Source organism: Rhabdothermincola salaria (genome assembly GCF_021246445.1).
In the GTDB taxonomy this organism is placed as follows: domain Bacteria; phylum Actinomycetota; class Acidimicrobiia; order Acidimicrobiales; family Acidimicrobilacustridaceae; genus Rhabdothermincola_A; species Rhabdothermincola_A salaria.
The window spans coordinates 529,598-546,972 of sequence record NZ_JAJQXW010000002.1; the positions used below are offsets into that span (position 1 = coordinate 529,598).

Annotated in this window: 5 protein-coding genes; 2 read left to right on the top strand and 3 right to left on the bottom strand. The window is 72.9% G+C overall.

Features of this window, described 5'->3' with window-relative positions:
• Window positions 1-45: 45 nt before the first annotated feature.
• The 3 genes from LUW87_RS11685 to LUW87_RS11695 all read right to left on the bottom strand — a co-directional run bounded on the left by LUW87_RS11685 (window position 46) and on the right by LUW87_RS11695 (window position 3,983).
• Complete coding sequence (locus tag LUW87_RS11685) at window positions 46-435, bottom strand: cupredoxin domain-containing protein (RefSeq protein WP_232671353.1); 390 nt, start codon at window positions 433-435, stop codon at window positions 46-48.
• Window positions 435-1,709 carry a hypothetical protein gene (locus tag LUW87_RS11690; RefSeq protein WP_232671354.1) on the bottom strand — a complete coding sequence of 425 codons (1,275 nt, stop codon included), beginning with the start codon at window positions 1,707-1,709 and terminating at the stop codon, window positions 435-437. Before LUW87_RS11690 ends, LUW87_RS11685 begins: the two co-directional genes overlap by 1 nt.
• Before the next feature lie 249 nt (window positions 1,710-1,958).
• Window positions 1,959-3,983, bottom strand: coding sequence for an ABC1 kinase family protein (locus LUW87_RS11695; RefSeq protein WP_232671355.1), 2,025 nt, complete (start codon window positions 3,981-3,983; stop codon window positions 1,959-1,961).
• 122 nt (window positions 3,984-4,105) lie between these two features.
• Here LUW87_RS11695 and LUW87_RS11700 point away from each other — a divergent pair, with 122 nt between their 5' ends.
• Window positions 4,106-6,850, top strand: a complete 2,745-nt coding sequence (locus LUW87_RS11700) for an AAA family ATPase (protein WP_232671356.1) — start codon at window positions 4,106-4,108, stop codon at window positions 6,848-6,850.
• A 107-nt stretch (window positions 6,851-6,957) separates the two neighbouring features.
• Window positions 6,958-17,334: a fibronectin type III domain-containing protein gene (locus tag LUW87_RS11705; RefSeq protein WP_232671357.1), complete on the top strand. Its 10,377-nt coding sequence runs from the start codon at window positions 6,958-6,960 to the stop codon at window positions 17,332-17,334.
• Window positions 17,335-17,375: the final 41 nt, after the last annotated feature.

Genomic DNA, 17,375 nt, shown 5'->3' on the forward strand with positions numbered 1-17,375 from the left:
CCGCCGCCCCCGTCGAGGGGGCGGCGGTGTCGCGTTCGGGAGAGGTCACTGCACGACGATCTCGCCGGTCATGCCCTCGCCGCTGTGGATGGCGCAGAAGTAGGGATGGGTGCCGGGCTCGTCGAAGGTGACGTCCACGCTCTCGCCCTGGGCGAGATCGTGGTCGAAGTCGTCGGCGGGCTCGTCCCTCGTCCCTGCGGTCACCGTGTGGGTGGTGTCGTCGAGGTTCTCGAAGGTGACGGTGGTGCCCGCCTCCACCTCCAGCGGGTCGGGGCTGAAGATGAAGGTGTCGATGGTGACCTCTGCGACGGTCGTCGCCGAGTCGTCACCGGTGGTGGCGTCGGTGGAGGTGGCGTCATCGGATGCGCACCCACCGAGGCCGATGGCCGCGACCAGGAAGGTCGCGGCCATCGAACGCTTCAGCAGCGGCGTCATCAGCTACCGAACTGGTCGGGCATCTGGGCCACGATCGCCCCGGACAGGGCCTGGGCGGTGGAGGGCATGTGCTGCGCCGCGGTCCGCAGCTCCGGGAACACCTCGGGGCTGCCGGCGACGAGGGCGTCGATGGCGGCGACGAGGGTGTCGATGTGCATCTGCAGGTTCTCGGAGGTGGTCTCGGCGGCGAGCTCGCCGTCGGTGGCGCTGTCGATGAACGCCGCGAACTCGTCCTTGTAGCTGTCGAGCTCGGCCTTGGCCTCGTCGGCGGCAGCCTGGTCGCCACCGGCGGAGGCGGCGGTGTAGTCGACGAACATGGTGATGTGGTCACGCCACAGGGCGAGGAACTGCTCTCCGGCTTCGTCGCCGTAGATGCCGGCGATGGCTTCGGACAGGGCCACCGAGTTGGCGTCGAGGGTCTCGACGGCGGCCGTGGTGGAGGGGGCCTCGAGGCCGTCGCCCACCGCGGTGCTGATGGCGATGCCCGCCAGGTAGACGTGCTCCTGGAGCAGCGCGGTCAGCCCGGCCCGCAGCTCGGCGGCGGGGGCGTCGACCTCACCGTCGAACTCGTCGGGCATCTGGGTCACGATCGCCCCGGACAGGGCCGCAGCCGTGGTGGACATGTGCCCGGCGGCCGTCTGCAGCAGGCCGAAGGCCTCGGGGCTGCCGGCGACGACGGCGTCGATGGCGGCGACGAGGGTGTCGATGTGCATCTGCAGGTTCTCGGAGGTGGTCTCGGCGGCGAGCTCGCCGTCGGTGGCGCTGTCGATGAACGCCGCGAACTCGTCCTTGTAGCTGTCGAGCTCGGCCTTGGCCTCGTCGGCGGCAGCCTGGTCGCCACCGGCGGAGGCGGCGGTGTAGTCGACGAACATGGTGATGTGGTCACGCCACAGGGCGAGGAACTGCTCTCCGGCTTCGTCGCCGTAGATGCCGGCGATGGCTTCGGACAGGGCCACCGAGTTGGCGTCGAGGGTCTCGACGGCGGCCGTGGTGGAGGGGGCCTCGAGGCCGTCGCCCACCGCGGTGCTGATGGCGATGCCCGCCAGGTAGACGTGCTCCTGGAGCAGGTTGGTGAGGGCGCTGCGCAACTCCGACGCACCCGTGTCGATGCCCATGGGCAAGGCGTCCATGTCCATCCCGTCCATCGTGGTGCTGCTCTCGCTGGCCACCGTGGTGGTGGTGCTGGCGGCGTCGTCGCTCTCGCTGGCGCACGCGGCGCCGACCAGGGACAGGGCGGCTGCGACGCCGACGATTCGTAGACCGTTTCGCTTCATGGGGTGATCCTCCGTGTTGGGGGGGGGCTTTGGTCCCACTCCGCGGCCACCGGAGGATCCGGATCACGAGATCGAGCGTGGACCCCGAGAGGTCTCCTGCGGCCTCCTCTGTCCATCGGGGCATCGCCGCAGACCGTCGGCCTTCACGGGCGACGTCGATGCCACGCACCGTCGAGCGGTGCCGTGCCATCGGTCGCGAGGGGCGCCTCCGGATCGGCACTGCCCCGCAGGAGGCAGCTCCAACCTCTTCTAGGTTCGACCGTCGCGGAGCACGCCGGCCACGATGCGCAGCGTCAGCACCGCGGCGACGGCCAGGCCGATGTAGCCCAGGACCTCGTCGAGCACGAGCTCCTTGCCGTCGCCCTCGACGCTCAACAACAGCACCGAGCCGATGCCGAGCGACGCCGCCAGGACCGCCAGAACGGTGCGGTTCACCAGCGAGGTGATCGTGTCGACGTCGCGCTGGTCGTTGAGCAGCGACATGCGCAACGAGAGCCTCCCCTGCGCGGCCTGGCCGAGCAGGTCGTCGATGCGTTGGGGCAGCCGACGCAGGCGCGGGAGCTGGGTGAGCGCCTCGGCCTCGGCCACCCGGCGCAGCGAGCTGACGTCGAGGTCGGGGCCCAGCATGTCCTTGGCCTCGTCCATCGCCGCATCGACCAGCGAGAACGACGGGTCGACGGTGGTGAGCGTGCCCTCCAGGGTCACGAACATCCGGCCGAGCGATGCCATCCAGCGCGGAGGCTGCATGCCGTAGCGGGCGAGCATGGTCAGCAGGTCCTCGAACAAGCCGGCGTCGAGCCCTCCGGCCCCAGCGGCGTGCACGGCGATGAACTCGTCGATGGACCGGTCGAGGGCGGCCAGGTCGACGCCGTCGCCGACCACGCCGGCTGCCTCGAGTGACTGGCGCATCAACGACGGATCGCCGGTGGTGGCGCCGATCAGCACCTGCATGACCACGTCGCGCTGCTGCTTGGTGAGGCGGCCCATGGCCCCCAGGTCGATGAGGACGATGGTGCCGTCGTCCTCGACGAGCACGTTGCCCGGGTGCGGGTCGGCGTGGAAGACGCCGGCTCGGAACAGGTGGTGCAAGGTGGTGGACAGCAGCCGACGGGCCAGCAGGGCGGGGTCGTGGCCGGCGGCCCGCATGGCGGCGGTGTCGTCGATGGAGTAGCCGTGGACGCGCTCTTCGACCAGCAGCGTGCGGTCGCTCATGGTGGGGTACACGGCCGGGATGCGGACCCCGCAGTCGTCGGGGGTGGCGGCGGCGAGGGCGAGGGCGTTGGCCACCTCGGCGGTGAAGTCCAGCTCGGCGCGGATGCCGTCGAGGAACTCGCCGGCCAGGCCGGTGGGGCTGAGGTTGAGCCCCAACGTGGTGCGCCGTTCCAACAGCCCGGCCAGCTGCATGAGGGCGATGGTGTCGCGCTCGATCAGGGTGTCGAGGCCCGGGCGTTGGACCTTGACCACGACCTCGTCGCCGGTGGGCAGGGTGGCCGCGTAGACCTGGGCGATGGAGGCGCTGGCGAGGGGCTCCCACACGAACCCGGGGAACACCTCCTCGACCGGCCGGCCGAAGTGGGCCTCGACCTCGGGGCGGACCACCTCGGTGGGGGCGGGCTCCGCGCCGGAGCGGAGCTGGGCCAGCTCGTCGCACAGCGCCGGGGGCAGCAGGTCCGAGCGGGTGGAGGCGACCTGGCCGATCTTCACGAACAGCCCGCCGGCCTGTTCGAGGGTGGCCCGCAGCGCGGGACCCATCCACGTGGCGGACGTCGGGTCGGTGAGGTCGATGCGGCGCGAGAGCAACCCGTTGCGCCGGGCCAGCCCGACGAGCTCGCGATAGCGGCTCACGGGGGACCAGGCGGTCGAGATCCGTCGCTTGCGCCCGATGGCGATGAGGCCGGCGGCGTTGCCCTGGGCGAGGGTGCCGGGTGCCGCGATGAGGTCCTGTCCCACCGCGAAGACCATCGTGAGCAGCGTGCCGAACACCATGGTGAGCCCGACCATCTCCCAGCTGCGCCACAGCCAGTCGGTCATGGCCCCGGCCAGCACCAGCCCGACGGTGAACCCGGCGACACCGGACGCGAGCAGGGCCAGCCAGCCGCGACGGGCCCCGAGGAGGCGACCTCCGAGCCAGGTGACCGCAGTGCCGGCGATGGGGAAGAGCAGCACCCACAGCACCACCGTGCCGGCGTCGACCGCGGCCAGCACCGGCCCGCTCAGTTCTTGGGCACGGCCCAGCACGACGCCTGGTCCCTCGAACCCCTGGAATGCGATCAACGCCTCCACCTCTCTCCGTGTGTGCGAGGAGCGACCGACGCTACCCGGGCAACGATTCCGGGGAGGGAAAGGTCCTCGTCCGACGGTCGGGCACGCGTCGGCGGTGTGGGACGATCGACGCCGTGAGCGACACGGCACAGCGGTCCGGACCCGCGGCCGGGGGCTCGGCGTGCTCGTCCACCGGCTTCGTGGGACGCGAGTCGCTGACCCGGTCCTTGGAGATGGCCTGGGATCGAACGCGACGGGGTGAGGGGACGACCCTCGCCCTCCTCGGCGGCGCCGCCATCGGCAAGTCGACACTCCTCTCTCATCTGGCGCGCCACGTCGGGGGCGACGACCGGGCCCCCGTGGTGTGGGTGGTCGGTCGGGGTGGCGACCTGTGTCGCCCGCTGGCGGCTGTCGAAGACCTGTGCCGACAGCTCCTGGGTGACCCCGCCGAACCGGGTGAGGCGGAGTCGTTCTCAGTCGACGAGGTCGAGCCGGTGGCGGCGGGCCACTGCCTGCGTGACGCACTGGAGCGAGCGAGCCGCCGCCGCCCTCTCGCGTTGTTGGTCGACGACGTCCACGATCTGGACCCGGCGAGCCGAACCGCCCTGAGCCTGGCCCTGCGCGGGGTGCAGGCCCCGCGGTTGCTCGCGGTGGTCGCCGGTCGGCCGGTCGAGCCGGTGCTGCGCTTCACCGAGGGCTTCCCGGCCATGGAGGTGTCCGCCCTCGCGACACCGCAGGCCCGTCGGCTCCTGCGCGAGAGCGCCGGTCGCTCGATCGCTCCCGACGTCGAACGCCGGTTGCTGGCGGTGGCGCAGGGGAACCCGCTCGCCCTGCGGACGTTGCCGAACCTGCTCGAGCCCGCCCACCTCGACGGGACCCGCCTGCTCCCCGAGCCGGTCCCGATCGCCGGCGACCTCCGGGTGGCGTTCGAGCGGCCGCTCGCGAGCCTCACCCGGCCCGCCCGGGACCTCGTCGAGCTGGCGGCGGTCAGCGCCGACGGCGGCTGGACCGCGATCGAGGCGGCCACAGACGGCCGGGCCGGTGAGGCCCTGGGCGAGGTCGAGGCCGGCGGCCTCGGTCGGCTGGTCGACGGGAAGCTCGTCTTCACCCATCCGCTCGTCCGGTCGGCCGCCATCGCCGCGATGTCCGATCATCGACGACGGAGCCTGAACCGGCGGTTGGCGGACGTGGCATCGCTCCCCGACAGCACCCGTCTCCTGCACCGAGCTCACGCCGTCGCCGGTCCCGACGAGGACCTGGTCGATGCCCTGGTGGACGCAGCGAAGGGGTGGCGTGAGCGAGGGGGCGTCGAAGCCGCCGCCCGGCTGCTCGAACGGGCAGTGGTGCTGACCGGCGACGACGCCCGACGCCGGGTGCTGCGCGTCGAGGCCTCCGAAGTGCTCGCGCTGTCCGGCGCGGCCAGTGCCGCCCGTGAGCACCTGGAGGCGGTCGTGGCCGTCCCCGGCCCGGGTTCGGTGGGCGCCGAGGTGCAGTTGGCGCGCCTCGAGGCGCTGCAGGGCGACCCTTTCGGCGCCTGGCAGCGTCTGCGCGAGTGCGCCACGCTGGCGACGGGCGCGGAGCTGGGGTCCGTGCTCACGTCGATGGCGGTGCCGCTGGGCATGCTCGGCCTCGTCGGCGAGGTCGAGGCCCAGGCCTCGCTGGCCATGGACGTCCTCGACGCCGGTTCCGTCGCCCACCAGGTCGCGACCGTCATCCACGCCCATGCGGTGGTGTCGCTCGACGAGGGCCGAGGCGCGCCGCTGGTGGCCGGGCTGCCCGAGCTCGACGCGCTCGCCGCGGTGGACCACGACCCGCAGCTCGGGCTCCACCTGGGGCGAGCCCAGGGCCTGGCCGAACGTTGCCCTGCCGGGGTCGACATGCTGACCGCGCTCATCGCCCGGGGGCGGGGCGAGGGGGCGCGCGCCTCGCTGGCCATGACCTACGGGACGCTCGGAGACGTGTTGGTGCGGTCCTGCCGCTACGACGAAGCCGTCACCGCCCTCGACGAGTCGTTGGCGCTCAGCGTGGCGACCGGCCAGCGAGCTTTCGCTCCCTTCTGGTACGCCCTGCGGGCCCGGGTCCGGGCGATCCGCGGCGACGCGACCGGCGCCCGTGGCGATCTCGACGCCGGGTTCGGCCTCGCCGACGAGTTCTCGGTGCCGGGCGCCCGGTACTTCCTGCTCGGAGCGGCCGGCCTGGCCGCGCTGGCGCGACAGGACCACCTGTCGGCGCGCGAGAACCTCGAGGAGTGCCGCTTCTTCGAGGAGGCGGCCGGGCCGCTGTCCCCCAACCTGGGCCGCTGGGTTCCGGATCTGGTCGAGACCCACATCGCCCTGGGACGAGACGACCTCGCCCGCTCCGCGGCGGTGGGCCTCCTCGAGGCGACCGCGGCCCCCGGGACCGCCCGCTGGACGCGCGCGGCGGCCGCCCGTTGCCGGGGACTCCTCGCGCAGGGCGACGACCCCCGGGCCGCGGTCGAGGCGTTCGAGGAGGCGGTGAGAACGTTCGACGCGACGGTGGATGCCTTCGATCGCGCCCGTGCCCTCCTCGATCTGGCCCGGGCGCGCTCGCGCTCAGGGGTCGCCGATTCCGACGCCGCGGCCATGGAGGCTCGCTACGCGTTCCGCCGCTTGGGGGCCGACGCCTGGGAGGCGCAGGTCGACGACGGGGTCGGGCGTGCGGAGGATCCCGGGCTGGCATCCCTGACCCCCGCGGAGCTGCGGATCCTCGTGGAGGTCAGCCATGGGGCGACGAACCACCAGATCGCCAGGCGACTCCACCTCAGTCCGAAGACGGTGGCCAACCAGCTGTCCCGCGTCTACCGCAAGCTGGGGGTGTCGTCGCGCACCGAGGCGGCCCACCGCTACCTCTCGCGCTGAGGTCCCGACTCGACGAGGAGGCTCCCCGGTCTCCGCCGACGGGGGGGTGGAGGAAGGGAAGAATGTCCCCATGACCGCGGCGGAGCGCGTCCGTACCATCCCGTCACGTGGAGCCCCTGGACCCAGCCCGTGACCTGACCGCGCGCGCCCGAGGGGCTCGAGCCCGCCTCTGGTGGGCGTTCGCGGCGCTGGCCGCAGTCGGCGTGCTGTCACTCGTGGCGGGCGTGGCGGGCGGTAGCCGTTCGACGTGGGGCGAGGGCGACGTGCCCACCGTCGCCGCCATCGAGGTCGGCACCGACGGGAGCCGGGCGGTGCGGGTGACGTGGCCGACGCCGTCGGCGACCCCCGAGACGATCGAGCTCGTGCGCGTGGTCGGCATCACCACGACCGTGGTGGCCACCGGGCCGGGCGACGTCAGGGAGCTGGTGGATCCGTCGGTGCCCGAAGGCCAGCAGGTCGCCTACCAGGTGCGGGCGATCATGGAGGGCCAGCAGGCCGGACTGCTTCGTGGCCCCGTCGTCATCGTGGGTGCCGATGCCGTGCGCTGCACCATCGCGTGGACGGGGGCCGCCGGCGACGCTTGGGGCGACGTCCGCAACTGGGCCCCCGTGCTCGTCGACGGACAGGGTGACCCGACCCCTCGCCTGCCGCAGGCCTCCGACGCCGCCTGCATCCACGCCCGCCACAACCTGCCGGTCACCGTCGCCGGATCCCAGCCCTCGGTGGGCTCCCTGGACGCGCCGGCGGGCATCACCGAAGCGGTGCTGTCGATGGCGTCCGGTGATCTCGAGGTCCTCGGGGAGTTCGACGCGCAGCGGGTCCACATGGACGGTGGGACCCTCGCGTTGCGCTCGGGGGGACGCATCCTCGCCAGCGCGGGCGTCAACCTGGCCCTGCAGGGCGGCACCCTCGAGCTGGGCGGCACCCTGCAGGTGAGCAACGGCAACAACGGCGAGGTCCGCCTCGACGACGGCGCGGACGTGGCGGTCGTCGGTGGACGCCTGCTCGTCGACGACCTGCGCATCGGCCCGCCCACCGCCGGCCTTCCGGCCGACGCCACGCTGCTCGCCGCGGGCGGTCACGTGCTCGAGGTCGACGATGCCCGGATCAACGGCCGGGTCGACCTGGTCGTGGGCGACGGAGGCGCCACGCTGGGCGCTCGCGACCTCGACGTCTACCGCAACGGCGGTGACGGTCGGGTGACGATCGGGTGGTCGGTGGCCGGGCGAGGCACCTCCGCCACGCCCGCCACGATCCGGGTGCGCGACACCAGCGAGCTGAACCTGACCGACATGGCCGCGCTGGGTGGTGGCGACGACCACCTCGAGGACGTGGCCCTCGAGGTCGAGGGGCCCCTGCGGTTCGATGAGCCGGTCGGATCGATCGACCGTCTCACCCTCACCGGTGCTGCCGCGCAGGTCTCCTCGGGTGGAGCTCCGACGCCCTACGCCGGTCTGGCCGAGGTGGGGCACCTCACCGCGTTCTCCGCGACCGCGGCCTGGCCGGGCGACCTCGCCGTCGACCGCTTGGAGGTGTACGGCTCGGAGCTGTTGGTCGCCGGCACGTTGGGCGACCGACCGGGCGGTGGTTTCGCCCTCACGACGTTCGAATCCGTCCTCGGCTCGTCCACGCCGCTGGTGCTCCCGGTCGACGCCGCGCTCGACATGGGCTTCGGCGAGTCGGTGTTCGAGGGAGACCTCGTGGTCGAGGGTGTGCTCCCCCTCGATCGCCTGGTGGACTTCACCCAGCCGCCGTTCCTGCGGGTCCGGGGCGACGTGACCGTGCGCCCGGGCGGTGAGGTGGCGATCGTCGAGGGCAAGGGGGGCCTCGAAGTCCTCGGCGATCTCTCGTTGGACGACGGGTCGACCCTGCGCGCCACGCTCGAGACCGCGCTCGCCGCCGACGAGGAGCGTCGTCTGGTCGCGGCCGGGTCGGTCGAAGGCGACGTTCGTTCGGTCGTGCTGCAGGGCCCCGGGGCCGACGTCGCCGACGCCGAGCTTCGCGGCGATGGCATCTGGGTGGTGGGTTCCACCGGTGATCCGGGCGGTCCGGGCGGTCCGGGCGGTCCGGGTGATCCGGGTGATCCGGGTGATCCGGGCGGTCCGGGTGATCCGGGTGATCCGGGTGATCCGGGTGATCCGGAGTGCACCCGTGATCTGCCGTCGGTGGTGGGGCTCGGATTGCAGGGCTGCTGGGCCGACAGGGGTGACGGCACCTACGTCGCCGGCATCGTGGCCGCCCCCGACGGGGCCCTTCCGGGGATCGGGGGCATCGTGATCGAGCCCTCGGCGTCGGCGGCGCTGCTCCTCGACCTGCGCGACCCCGCGGCACCCACCCTGCGTTCGGTGCTGCGGGCCGACGAGGCCCAGCTGGGCGAAGCGTCGGTCACCGTGCCCATCTTGGGGGCCGGGAACGACGGTGCCGCCGTCGAGGGGACGTCCGGCCCTGCATCGGGACCCGCGTCCATCGACCTCGGCACCTTCGGCATCGACTGGGACCTCGCCGAGATCATCGACCTCGACGCGGTGGGCGCCCTGCTGGGTGTCCCTGTTCCCGACGGGGTGAAGCTCTGGGTGGAGCAGGGGGCCTGGCGCCTCGCGGCCTCGCTCGGTCTGCCCGACGTCCTCGGTGGCGGCCGCGCCGACCTGGTGGCCCCGATCGCTCCGGACGGCCTCGACCCCGCCGACCTCGGTGTCGAGGGGATCGCCGAGGCGGTCCTCGCCGAGCTCGGCGGGCTCCGCGACCTCGCCCTCACCTGGGTGGGCGACACCACCTGGGCCATCGTGTCGGCGGTGGGCGACCCGTTCGCCATCGACGGCCAGGTCACCTACGACGGCGGTCTCTCCGCCGGCACCCTCGTCGTGTCCGGCCTCACGGTGGCCGGCATGGGCGACCCCGACGCCGAGGTCACCCTCACCTTCGACCGCACCGAGGGAACGTGGTCGGGCCTCTACGTGGTCCCTTCGGGCGAGCGCCTGTCCGTGGAGCTCACCACCGACGGCACCTCGTTGGTGGCCGGCAGCGTCGAGCTCGCCGGCCTCGAGCTCGGCGTCGCCACCGTCGAGGACCTGATGCTGTCGTGGGCTGGCTCCAGCTGGGCGGTGAGCGGCTCGGTCACCACCCTCGACGGTGGCGGCACCCTCAGCGGCACGCTCGACGTCGACGACGGCGAGGTGCGCACCGTCGAGCTCACCCTCGTGGCCTCCCTCGGGCCGCTGGGGCGAGTCGAACCGTTCGCTTTCAGCTACGTGGCCGACGCCGAGGTGCTCCCCGACGGCACCGAGCTGGCCGAGGGCTCCGACCTCTACCTCCTCGACGGCACCGTGCACAGCGGTGGTGAGACCAGCACGCTGACCGGCTACCTCGTGATGCAGGGCGGGCAGACCGCGCGGGCCGAGCTCGACGCCGACCTCGCCCTGGGCGAGCTCGCCGGCCTCGACGGCCTGCTCTCCTTCGATCCGGCCGAGAGCCCCGACTGGCTCCTCACCGGTCGTGACGGCGCGCGCAGCGCCACTCTCACCTGTGGGGGCGGGCAGAGCGAGATCTTCGGATCGCTGCGCCTGTCCGCCGGCGGTCCCACCGCCGGTCGGCTCGAAGCCGACGGCCTCTGCTTCGGGTTCGCCCAGCTCACCTCCGTGGTGCTCGACATCGCCCCCGAGGAAGACGGGACCGCCTTCGACCTCACGGCCCGACTGGCCCAGCAGAGCGACGACGACGCCGAGGTGACCGGCCGCCTCCACCTCGTCGAGGGGCGCATCGAGGAGGCGGTCCTGGTGACCCCCGAGGCCACCCTCGAGGGCCTGGTCACCGTTCCGGCCGCCCAGCTGACCCTCACCCGGGAAGGCGACGTCGAGCGCTGGGAGGCCCGCATCGACGCCGGCTCCGGCGCGCTGCGCCACCTCGAGCTGGCCTGGCGTGACGGCAGCCTCGTGGGGGCCGAGGTGCACCTCGGCCCCGACGGCGAGGACGGGTCCCCCGTGGCCTCCTGGGGTTGGCTCAGCGTGGCCGAGCTCCACCTCGTGTACGACGGGGTGGCCGAGGAGTGGCTCGTCGACGGCCGCTTGGCCACCCCCGACGTGGCCGTGACCGGGGAGCTCGATCTGCTCGACGGCCGCCTCGTCTCCGGTGAGCTGCACGTGGACGGGGCCCAGCTCGGCCCCATCGCCACCATGGACCTCACCATGACCGTGGACGCCACCATCGACCGCCGGCTGGCTCTGAGCGGCTCGCTGGTCGGGCCCGCCTTCGACGGGGCCCGCGCCCTCGACGGCGAGCTGGTGTTCACCCCGACCGGGGCGCTCGACTCCGGTCGCCTCGGCATCCCGCTGCTCCCGGTCGGCGAGCTGGCCACCATCACCGACCTCGAGATGGCGTTCGAGGTCGGTGGGCTGTGGTCCCTCGCCGGTTCCATCGTCGGCGGCGACGGCAGGCCGCTGAACACGGTGGCCGGCAGCCTGGAGGTCGACGACGGCGAAGTGGTCGCGGCCCACCTCGCCCTCGGTCGCCTCTCACTCGGCCCCGCGTCGATCGAGGACCTCGAGCTGTCCCTCCTGCGCCGAACCGGCGACGACAACCGCACCGGCCAGTGGGCGGTCTCGGGCGTCGTCGACGCCCCGGTCACCATCGAACCGGACAGGGACCCCACGGCCGATCCCGAACCGGTGGCCGGCCGGCTCACGCTGCGCGATGGGCGGGTGACCGGCTTCGAGATGCAGGTGCCGTTCCTCGAGATCGGTGGGCTGGCCTACCTGCGCGACCTGGAGCTCGGCTACTCCTACGACGCCGATGACGACCTGGCCACGGTGTCCGGCGGCGCCGAGCTGGCCACCGCCGACGACCTCGGGCCGGTCGATGCCTCGTTCTCGGTGTCGTTGCGCGACGGGCGCATCGTCGACGCGTCGGTGGCCGCCGACGGGCTGCCGCTCGGAGGCCTGTTCACGCTCACCGACCTGCTGCTCACCACCGACGCCGTGGACCCGCTCACCACGTGCCCGGGCCTCGAGGGCCCGGTGCCGGACCCGGACCGGCCCGACCTGCGCATCTGGGCCCTGAGCGCCACGGTCGGCCAGGACCAGGTGCCGGTGTCGGGGTGCGTCGGCATCGACGACGGCGTCCTCGTCGCCGCCGACATCCAACTCGGCTCGGTGCAGCTCACCGATCTCTTCCGCTTCGAGGACGTCGGCCTCACCTACGACTCCCTCGAGCAGGTCCCCCTCGAGGGGACCGACCGCGTCCTCACCCGCACGACGCTCGACGTGTCCGCCACCGTGATCGCCGGCACCAACGACCCCCTCGTGGTGGGTGGTCAGGCCACCGTCATGGACGGAGGGCTCGAGAGCTTCGGCGTGGGTATCGGGACCCTCCCGCTCGTCGGCGGCGTCGAGCTGCGCCAGCTCCGGGTGGACTACGCCCAGCCCGGTCGTTGGGACGGCGAGAGCGACACCACCTTCGCCCTCAGCGGCGCGGCCCTCCACGAGGGCGGCACCACCGCGGTGGAGGGCTCGTTCCGCTTGGCCGCCGCCGGCCTGGGCGGGCGGGTGCTCGAGGCGTCGGTCGAGATCCTCGACCTCCCCGTCGGCCCCATGACCCTGGACCGCTTCGCCGTCGAGTACCTCGACGACGACGGTGCCACCTCGTGGGGCATCGGTGGCGAGGTCACCGTGGCCGACGGCGAGACCTACGGCATCGACGGCGCCGCCGCCGTCGCCGACGGCCGGCTCCAGTCCGCCTCGCTCACCATCCCGCGCCTGCCGATCTACGACCAGCTGCTGTTGCAGGACCTCTCGTTCGCCTACGACCTCGACCCCGACAGCGGGTCGGCCCAGTGGTCCGGCACCGGCAGCGTGGCCGGAACCCGAGGCGGAGGCGGCGGCGCCCCCACCGCTTCGGTCGACCTGCTCATCGATGACCAAGGGCGCCTCGTCGACGGCGAGATCACCGCCGGCAACGTGGCGTGGGGTGGGCTGTTCGCGCTCGAGGACTTCACCCTCACGACCACCGCCGGTCCTCCGGGCGACCGGTTCTGGACCGCAGCGGCGTCGGTGTCGGTGAGCGGCGGCGAGCCCGGCAGCCTCTCCGGACTGCTCCGTCTCGAGGGCGGCCAGGTCGCCGAAGGAGGCCTCGCCATCTCCGGCGTGCAGGTGGCAGGCCTCGTGACCATCGACGAGCTCGAGCTCGCCGTGGACATCCGCGACGAACAGCTCGGCTGGACCGGCGCCGCCCAGGTGACGAGCGGGGGCACCACCATCTCGGGGCAGGTGGCCATGAGCTGGGAGGAGGGCACCCTGGTGGCGGCCGACCTCGGGTTGGGCACGGTCCCGCTCAGCCAGGGACTCGCCCTCGAGAGCTTCCAGCTGACCTACCCGGCCACGGTCTCGGGCCTCGACGGCTGGGCGGCCGGTGGCTCGGTCCGTCACGAGGGCGGGCTCTCCGCGCTGTCGGGCTCGCTGGCCTTCGTCGACGGCCGCCCCACCCGCGGGTCGCTCACCGCCGAGGGCGTGCAGTTCGGTCCGTTGGCCCTCGACCAGTTCGCCCTCGCCGTCACCGAGGACGAGCTCGAATCCTGTGGCGCCACCGTCCCGGCCTCGGCCAGCGGCGCGGTCACCTACGCCCTGTCCGCCACGGTCGGCCACGGCGACGGCACCACCGCGTCGCTGGGTGGGCACTTCACCATCGACGGCGGCCGCCTCACCGGCGGCTCGGCCTGCGGCAGTGGCATCCGCATCGCCGAGATCGCCGTGCTCGACGACGCCCACTTCGCCTACACGGGCCCCTCGCCCGGCGATCCGGTCGAGCGGTGGAGTGGCGGGGCCAGCCTGCGCAACACCGACGGGGCCCTCGCCTCGGCGTCGGTGGCCTTCGGCCTCGACGAGGGACGCCTGGACTCGTTCGCCCTCGAAGCCGGCGGTCTTCGCCTCGGCGACATCCTCGACCTGCGCGACCTCGAGATCACCTACGACGGCTCTCGCCAGGCCAGCGAGTGGTTCGTCGCCGCCGACGTGGCCCGCCCGGGCGACGACGGCACCCAGCTGACGGGCGCCCTCATCGTCGACCGGGGTGTGGCCGTGGCCGGGGGGTTCCAGGTGGCCAACCTCCCGCTGGGCAACCTCACCACCCTCGACGACCTCTCCTTCGAGTACGTGGGACGCCGGGCGCCCCAGTCCCTCCCGCAGGTGGGTGAGGGCACCGGGTTCGCCCTGACCGGCACGCCCGAGTGCTCCTCCATCCCCAGCAGTGCCATCAACGTCCCCACCGGACCGCCCACCACGGAGGGCTCCGAGGCCTACTTCGCGGCGTCGGCCAGCGTCACCCACAAGGGCGACACCTACGCCGCTCGCGGCTCGTTGGGTCTCGACGACGGCCGCCTCTCGGCGTTCGACCTCACGATCGCCTGCCTGCCCGTCGGCGACATGGTGCGCCTCGAGGACGTCCGCCTCGCCCTCACCCAGGAGGGATCCTTCCGACTCGGTGGTCGCCTCGGGCTGGAGGACGAGCTGGTCACCTTCTACGGGTCCATGACCTTCGACGACGGCCGGCTGGTGGGCGGGGGCCTGAAGCTGGGCGGCGTGCCCTTCGGTCCCGTCACCCTCGAGCTGCTCGAGTTCTCCCTCGGCCAGGACCTCGACGGCACCTCGACCTGGGGTGCGGGCCTGGCGGTGAGCGGCCCCGACGGCAACACCATCGGGGGCAGCGGATCGGTCACCGTCGACGACGGGCGCATCGTGGCCGGATCGGTGACGGTGTCGCAGCTGCCCGTGTTCGGGCTGGTCACCATCTCCGATCTCCAACTGGCCTTCGCCGACACCGCCGAGGGGCTCGAGCTCAGCGGCTCGGGCGGGGTCAAGACCATCGGTGGGCAGACCTCCAGCATGGATGTGGAGCTCGAGTTCGAACGGGGGCGTCTCGTCGGGGGCTCGCTGGCGGCGGACAACCTGCTGTTCTTCGACGCACTGCCGATCAAGGCCTTCTCGATCGGCTTCAGCCCCGACGGTGGCTGGGAGGGCTCGGTGAGCACCGCCCTCGACGACCTCCCGAGCGGTCCCTCGATCGTGGTCGCCATCGAGACCGATGGCCAGCGCCTCACCGGCGGGGCCCTCGGCTTCGACGCCGATGGGGACGGCAACCCGGACATGCCCACCGGCAACAACGTCCCGGCCTCGGGCAACGGCACCCTGGCGGTCTTTCCCCTCAAGGCCTTCTACATCAGCTACTGCCCCGACGGCTCCACCCGGGAGGGCTGCGACGGCTTCGGCGACGTCTGGGAGGGCGCCCTCGCCATCGAGCTGCCCACCCCCAACCCCGTCGGCATCGCCGGGTCGGTCACCATCCGCGACAACCGCCTGGTCGGGGCGTCGCTGTCGGCGACGGGGCTCGGCATCCCGCTCTTCACCGGGGTCACCCTCGACAGCGTGGGGGCCGGGTTCTCCAAGGACCCGAACCTGATCATGACCGGCTCGATGGGTGCGAGGGTGGGGCCGCCGGCGGTGCCCTTCATGCAGCTCGACGGCTCGCTGCAGTTTTCCGAGCAGCCCGACTGGGACCCGTCGACCCCCTACGACGAGTACCAGGCCCAGTGGCTCCGCTTCCTGTTGCGGGCCAACGCCACCTTCTTCGGTCTGCCCGTCACCGCTGGCGGCTACATCGACATCGACACCCGGGGCTACGCCGGGTTCGGTGGCCGGGTGAGCGCCAAGCCGATCAAGCAGATCGAGATCCTCGGCATGGTCCGGGCCGCGGTGTTCAACGCCAACAACATGGACCTCACCAACCCGGACACCGGTCAGCCCCTCACCGGGGTCGGCTTCCAGGCCGAGGGCACGGTGGAGGTCACCGCCTTCGGCCTCGGGCCCGCCGGCGGCACCGTGTTGATCAACAACGTCGGCCTCGGCGCCTGTGCCTACCTCGGCCAGAACCACCGGATCGGCGGCGGCTTCTACTGGGACCGGCCCGTCCGGTCGTTGCGCTTCCGCTGCGACATGGGTCGCTACGAGATCGTCGGCGTGTTCAACGACGACGTCTTCGATCCCGCAGCCGGGGTGTCGCTCGCGTCCACCGCCGACCTGCCGGAGGGACGGTCGGGGGTCGCCTCCGGGCAGGTCACCCACCGCTTCGAGGTCGGGCCCGGTGAACCCCTCATCGGCATCCAGATCTTCACCGACGACGGCGTGCCCGACTACGCCGTCATCGCCCCGGACGGCACCCGCTACGAGAACCCGACGACCGGCGACTTCGACCGCGAGGGCCACCTGCTGGTCCGCGACGACGAAGGTCAGCACGTCCTCATCGAGGACCCCCAGGAAGGCATCTGGCTCCTCGAGCGGCGCGACGGCTCGCCGATGGCCGCCGAGGTGGTGACCTCCGCGGTGCTCCCGGACGTCGAGGTCGACACCCAGCTCACCCAGGAGGACGACCGGGTGCGGGTGGGATACAGCGTCGGTCGCATCGACGGCCAAGAGGTGCTGTTCATCGAGCGCAGCTCCGACCCCGACGACGAGTACCAGGCGGTCGTCGGGGGCATCAAGGCCGAGGGTGGCGCTCTGGGCCCGTCCAGCACCCAGCCGGGGGAGCCTCGGGGCATGGGCATCGCCTCGGTGGACGGCTACGAGGAGGGGACCATCGAGTTCACGCCCGGGGGTTCCCCTGCGGCCTCCGAGCGGGAGCTGGTGGCGGTGGTGATGCAGGACGGCATCCCCCGCGAGACGATCGTGGTGGACACCTTCACCGCCCCCGCCGCCGATCCGGCCTCGGCCCCCACCGGCCTCCAGGTGACCGAGGTCGAGGGCGGGGCGCTCGTGCGCTGGTCGCCGCCGGCCGACGACGGCGGTCGCCAGATCGTCGGCTACCGCATCCAGTCCGACCTGGGCCTCAGCGTGGGCGCCGGCCCCGACGGGACCGAGGTGGTCCTGCCCATCCCGGCCATGGCCCCGGGCAAGGAGGTGCCCGTGGTGGTCCAGGCCGTCACCGGCGCCGGGCACGGTGCCCCCGTGGTGGGGTCGTTCGTGGCCACCCAGACCACCGACCTCCAGTACATCCCGCTGGGCGCCACCGGAGGTCCCGGCGACCCGACCGATCCGACCGATCCCACCGATCCGACCGATCCGACCGATCCGACCGATCCGACCGATCCGACCGATCCGACCGATCCGACCGATCCGACCGATCCGACCGATCCGGGTGGTCCAGCCGACCCGACGGATCCGGGGGGCCCCACGGAGCCGGGCCCGACCGATCCGGGCGACCCGGGCGATCCGGGCGTCCGGGACGACCCCGGTCCGACCGACCCGGCCCAGCCCGTGGCGCCGGGCCCCGACGTCGGATCGACCGGAGCCCAGGACGACACCGGTGAGGGCCGCGAACAAGCCGGAACGCTTGCCTACACCGGTTCGTCGGACCCCACGCCGCTCATCCTGGTCGGGGTGCTGCTGTTGTCGCTCGGGGCCGGCGTGGCCATGGTCGGCCTCCGCCGCGGCCGCACCGAGGAGTGATGGTCGGCGGCCACGTCTCGTCGACAGGCCGAGCGCCTCCT

What these genes read in the sequence shown, in the direction of transcription:
- LUW87_RS11685 (WP_232671353.1), bottom strand. Translation starts at nt 435, where the DNA reads ATGACGCCGCTGCTGAAGCGTTCGATGGCCGCGACCTTCCTGGTCGCG.
- LUW87_RS11690 (WP_232671354.1), bottom strand. Translation starts at nt 1,709, where the DNA reads ATGAAGCGAAACGGTCTACGAATCGTCGGCGTCGCAGCCGCCCTGTCC.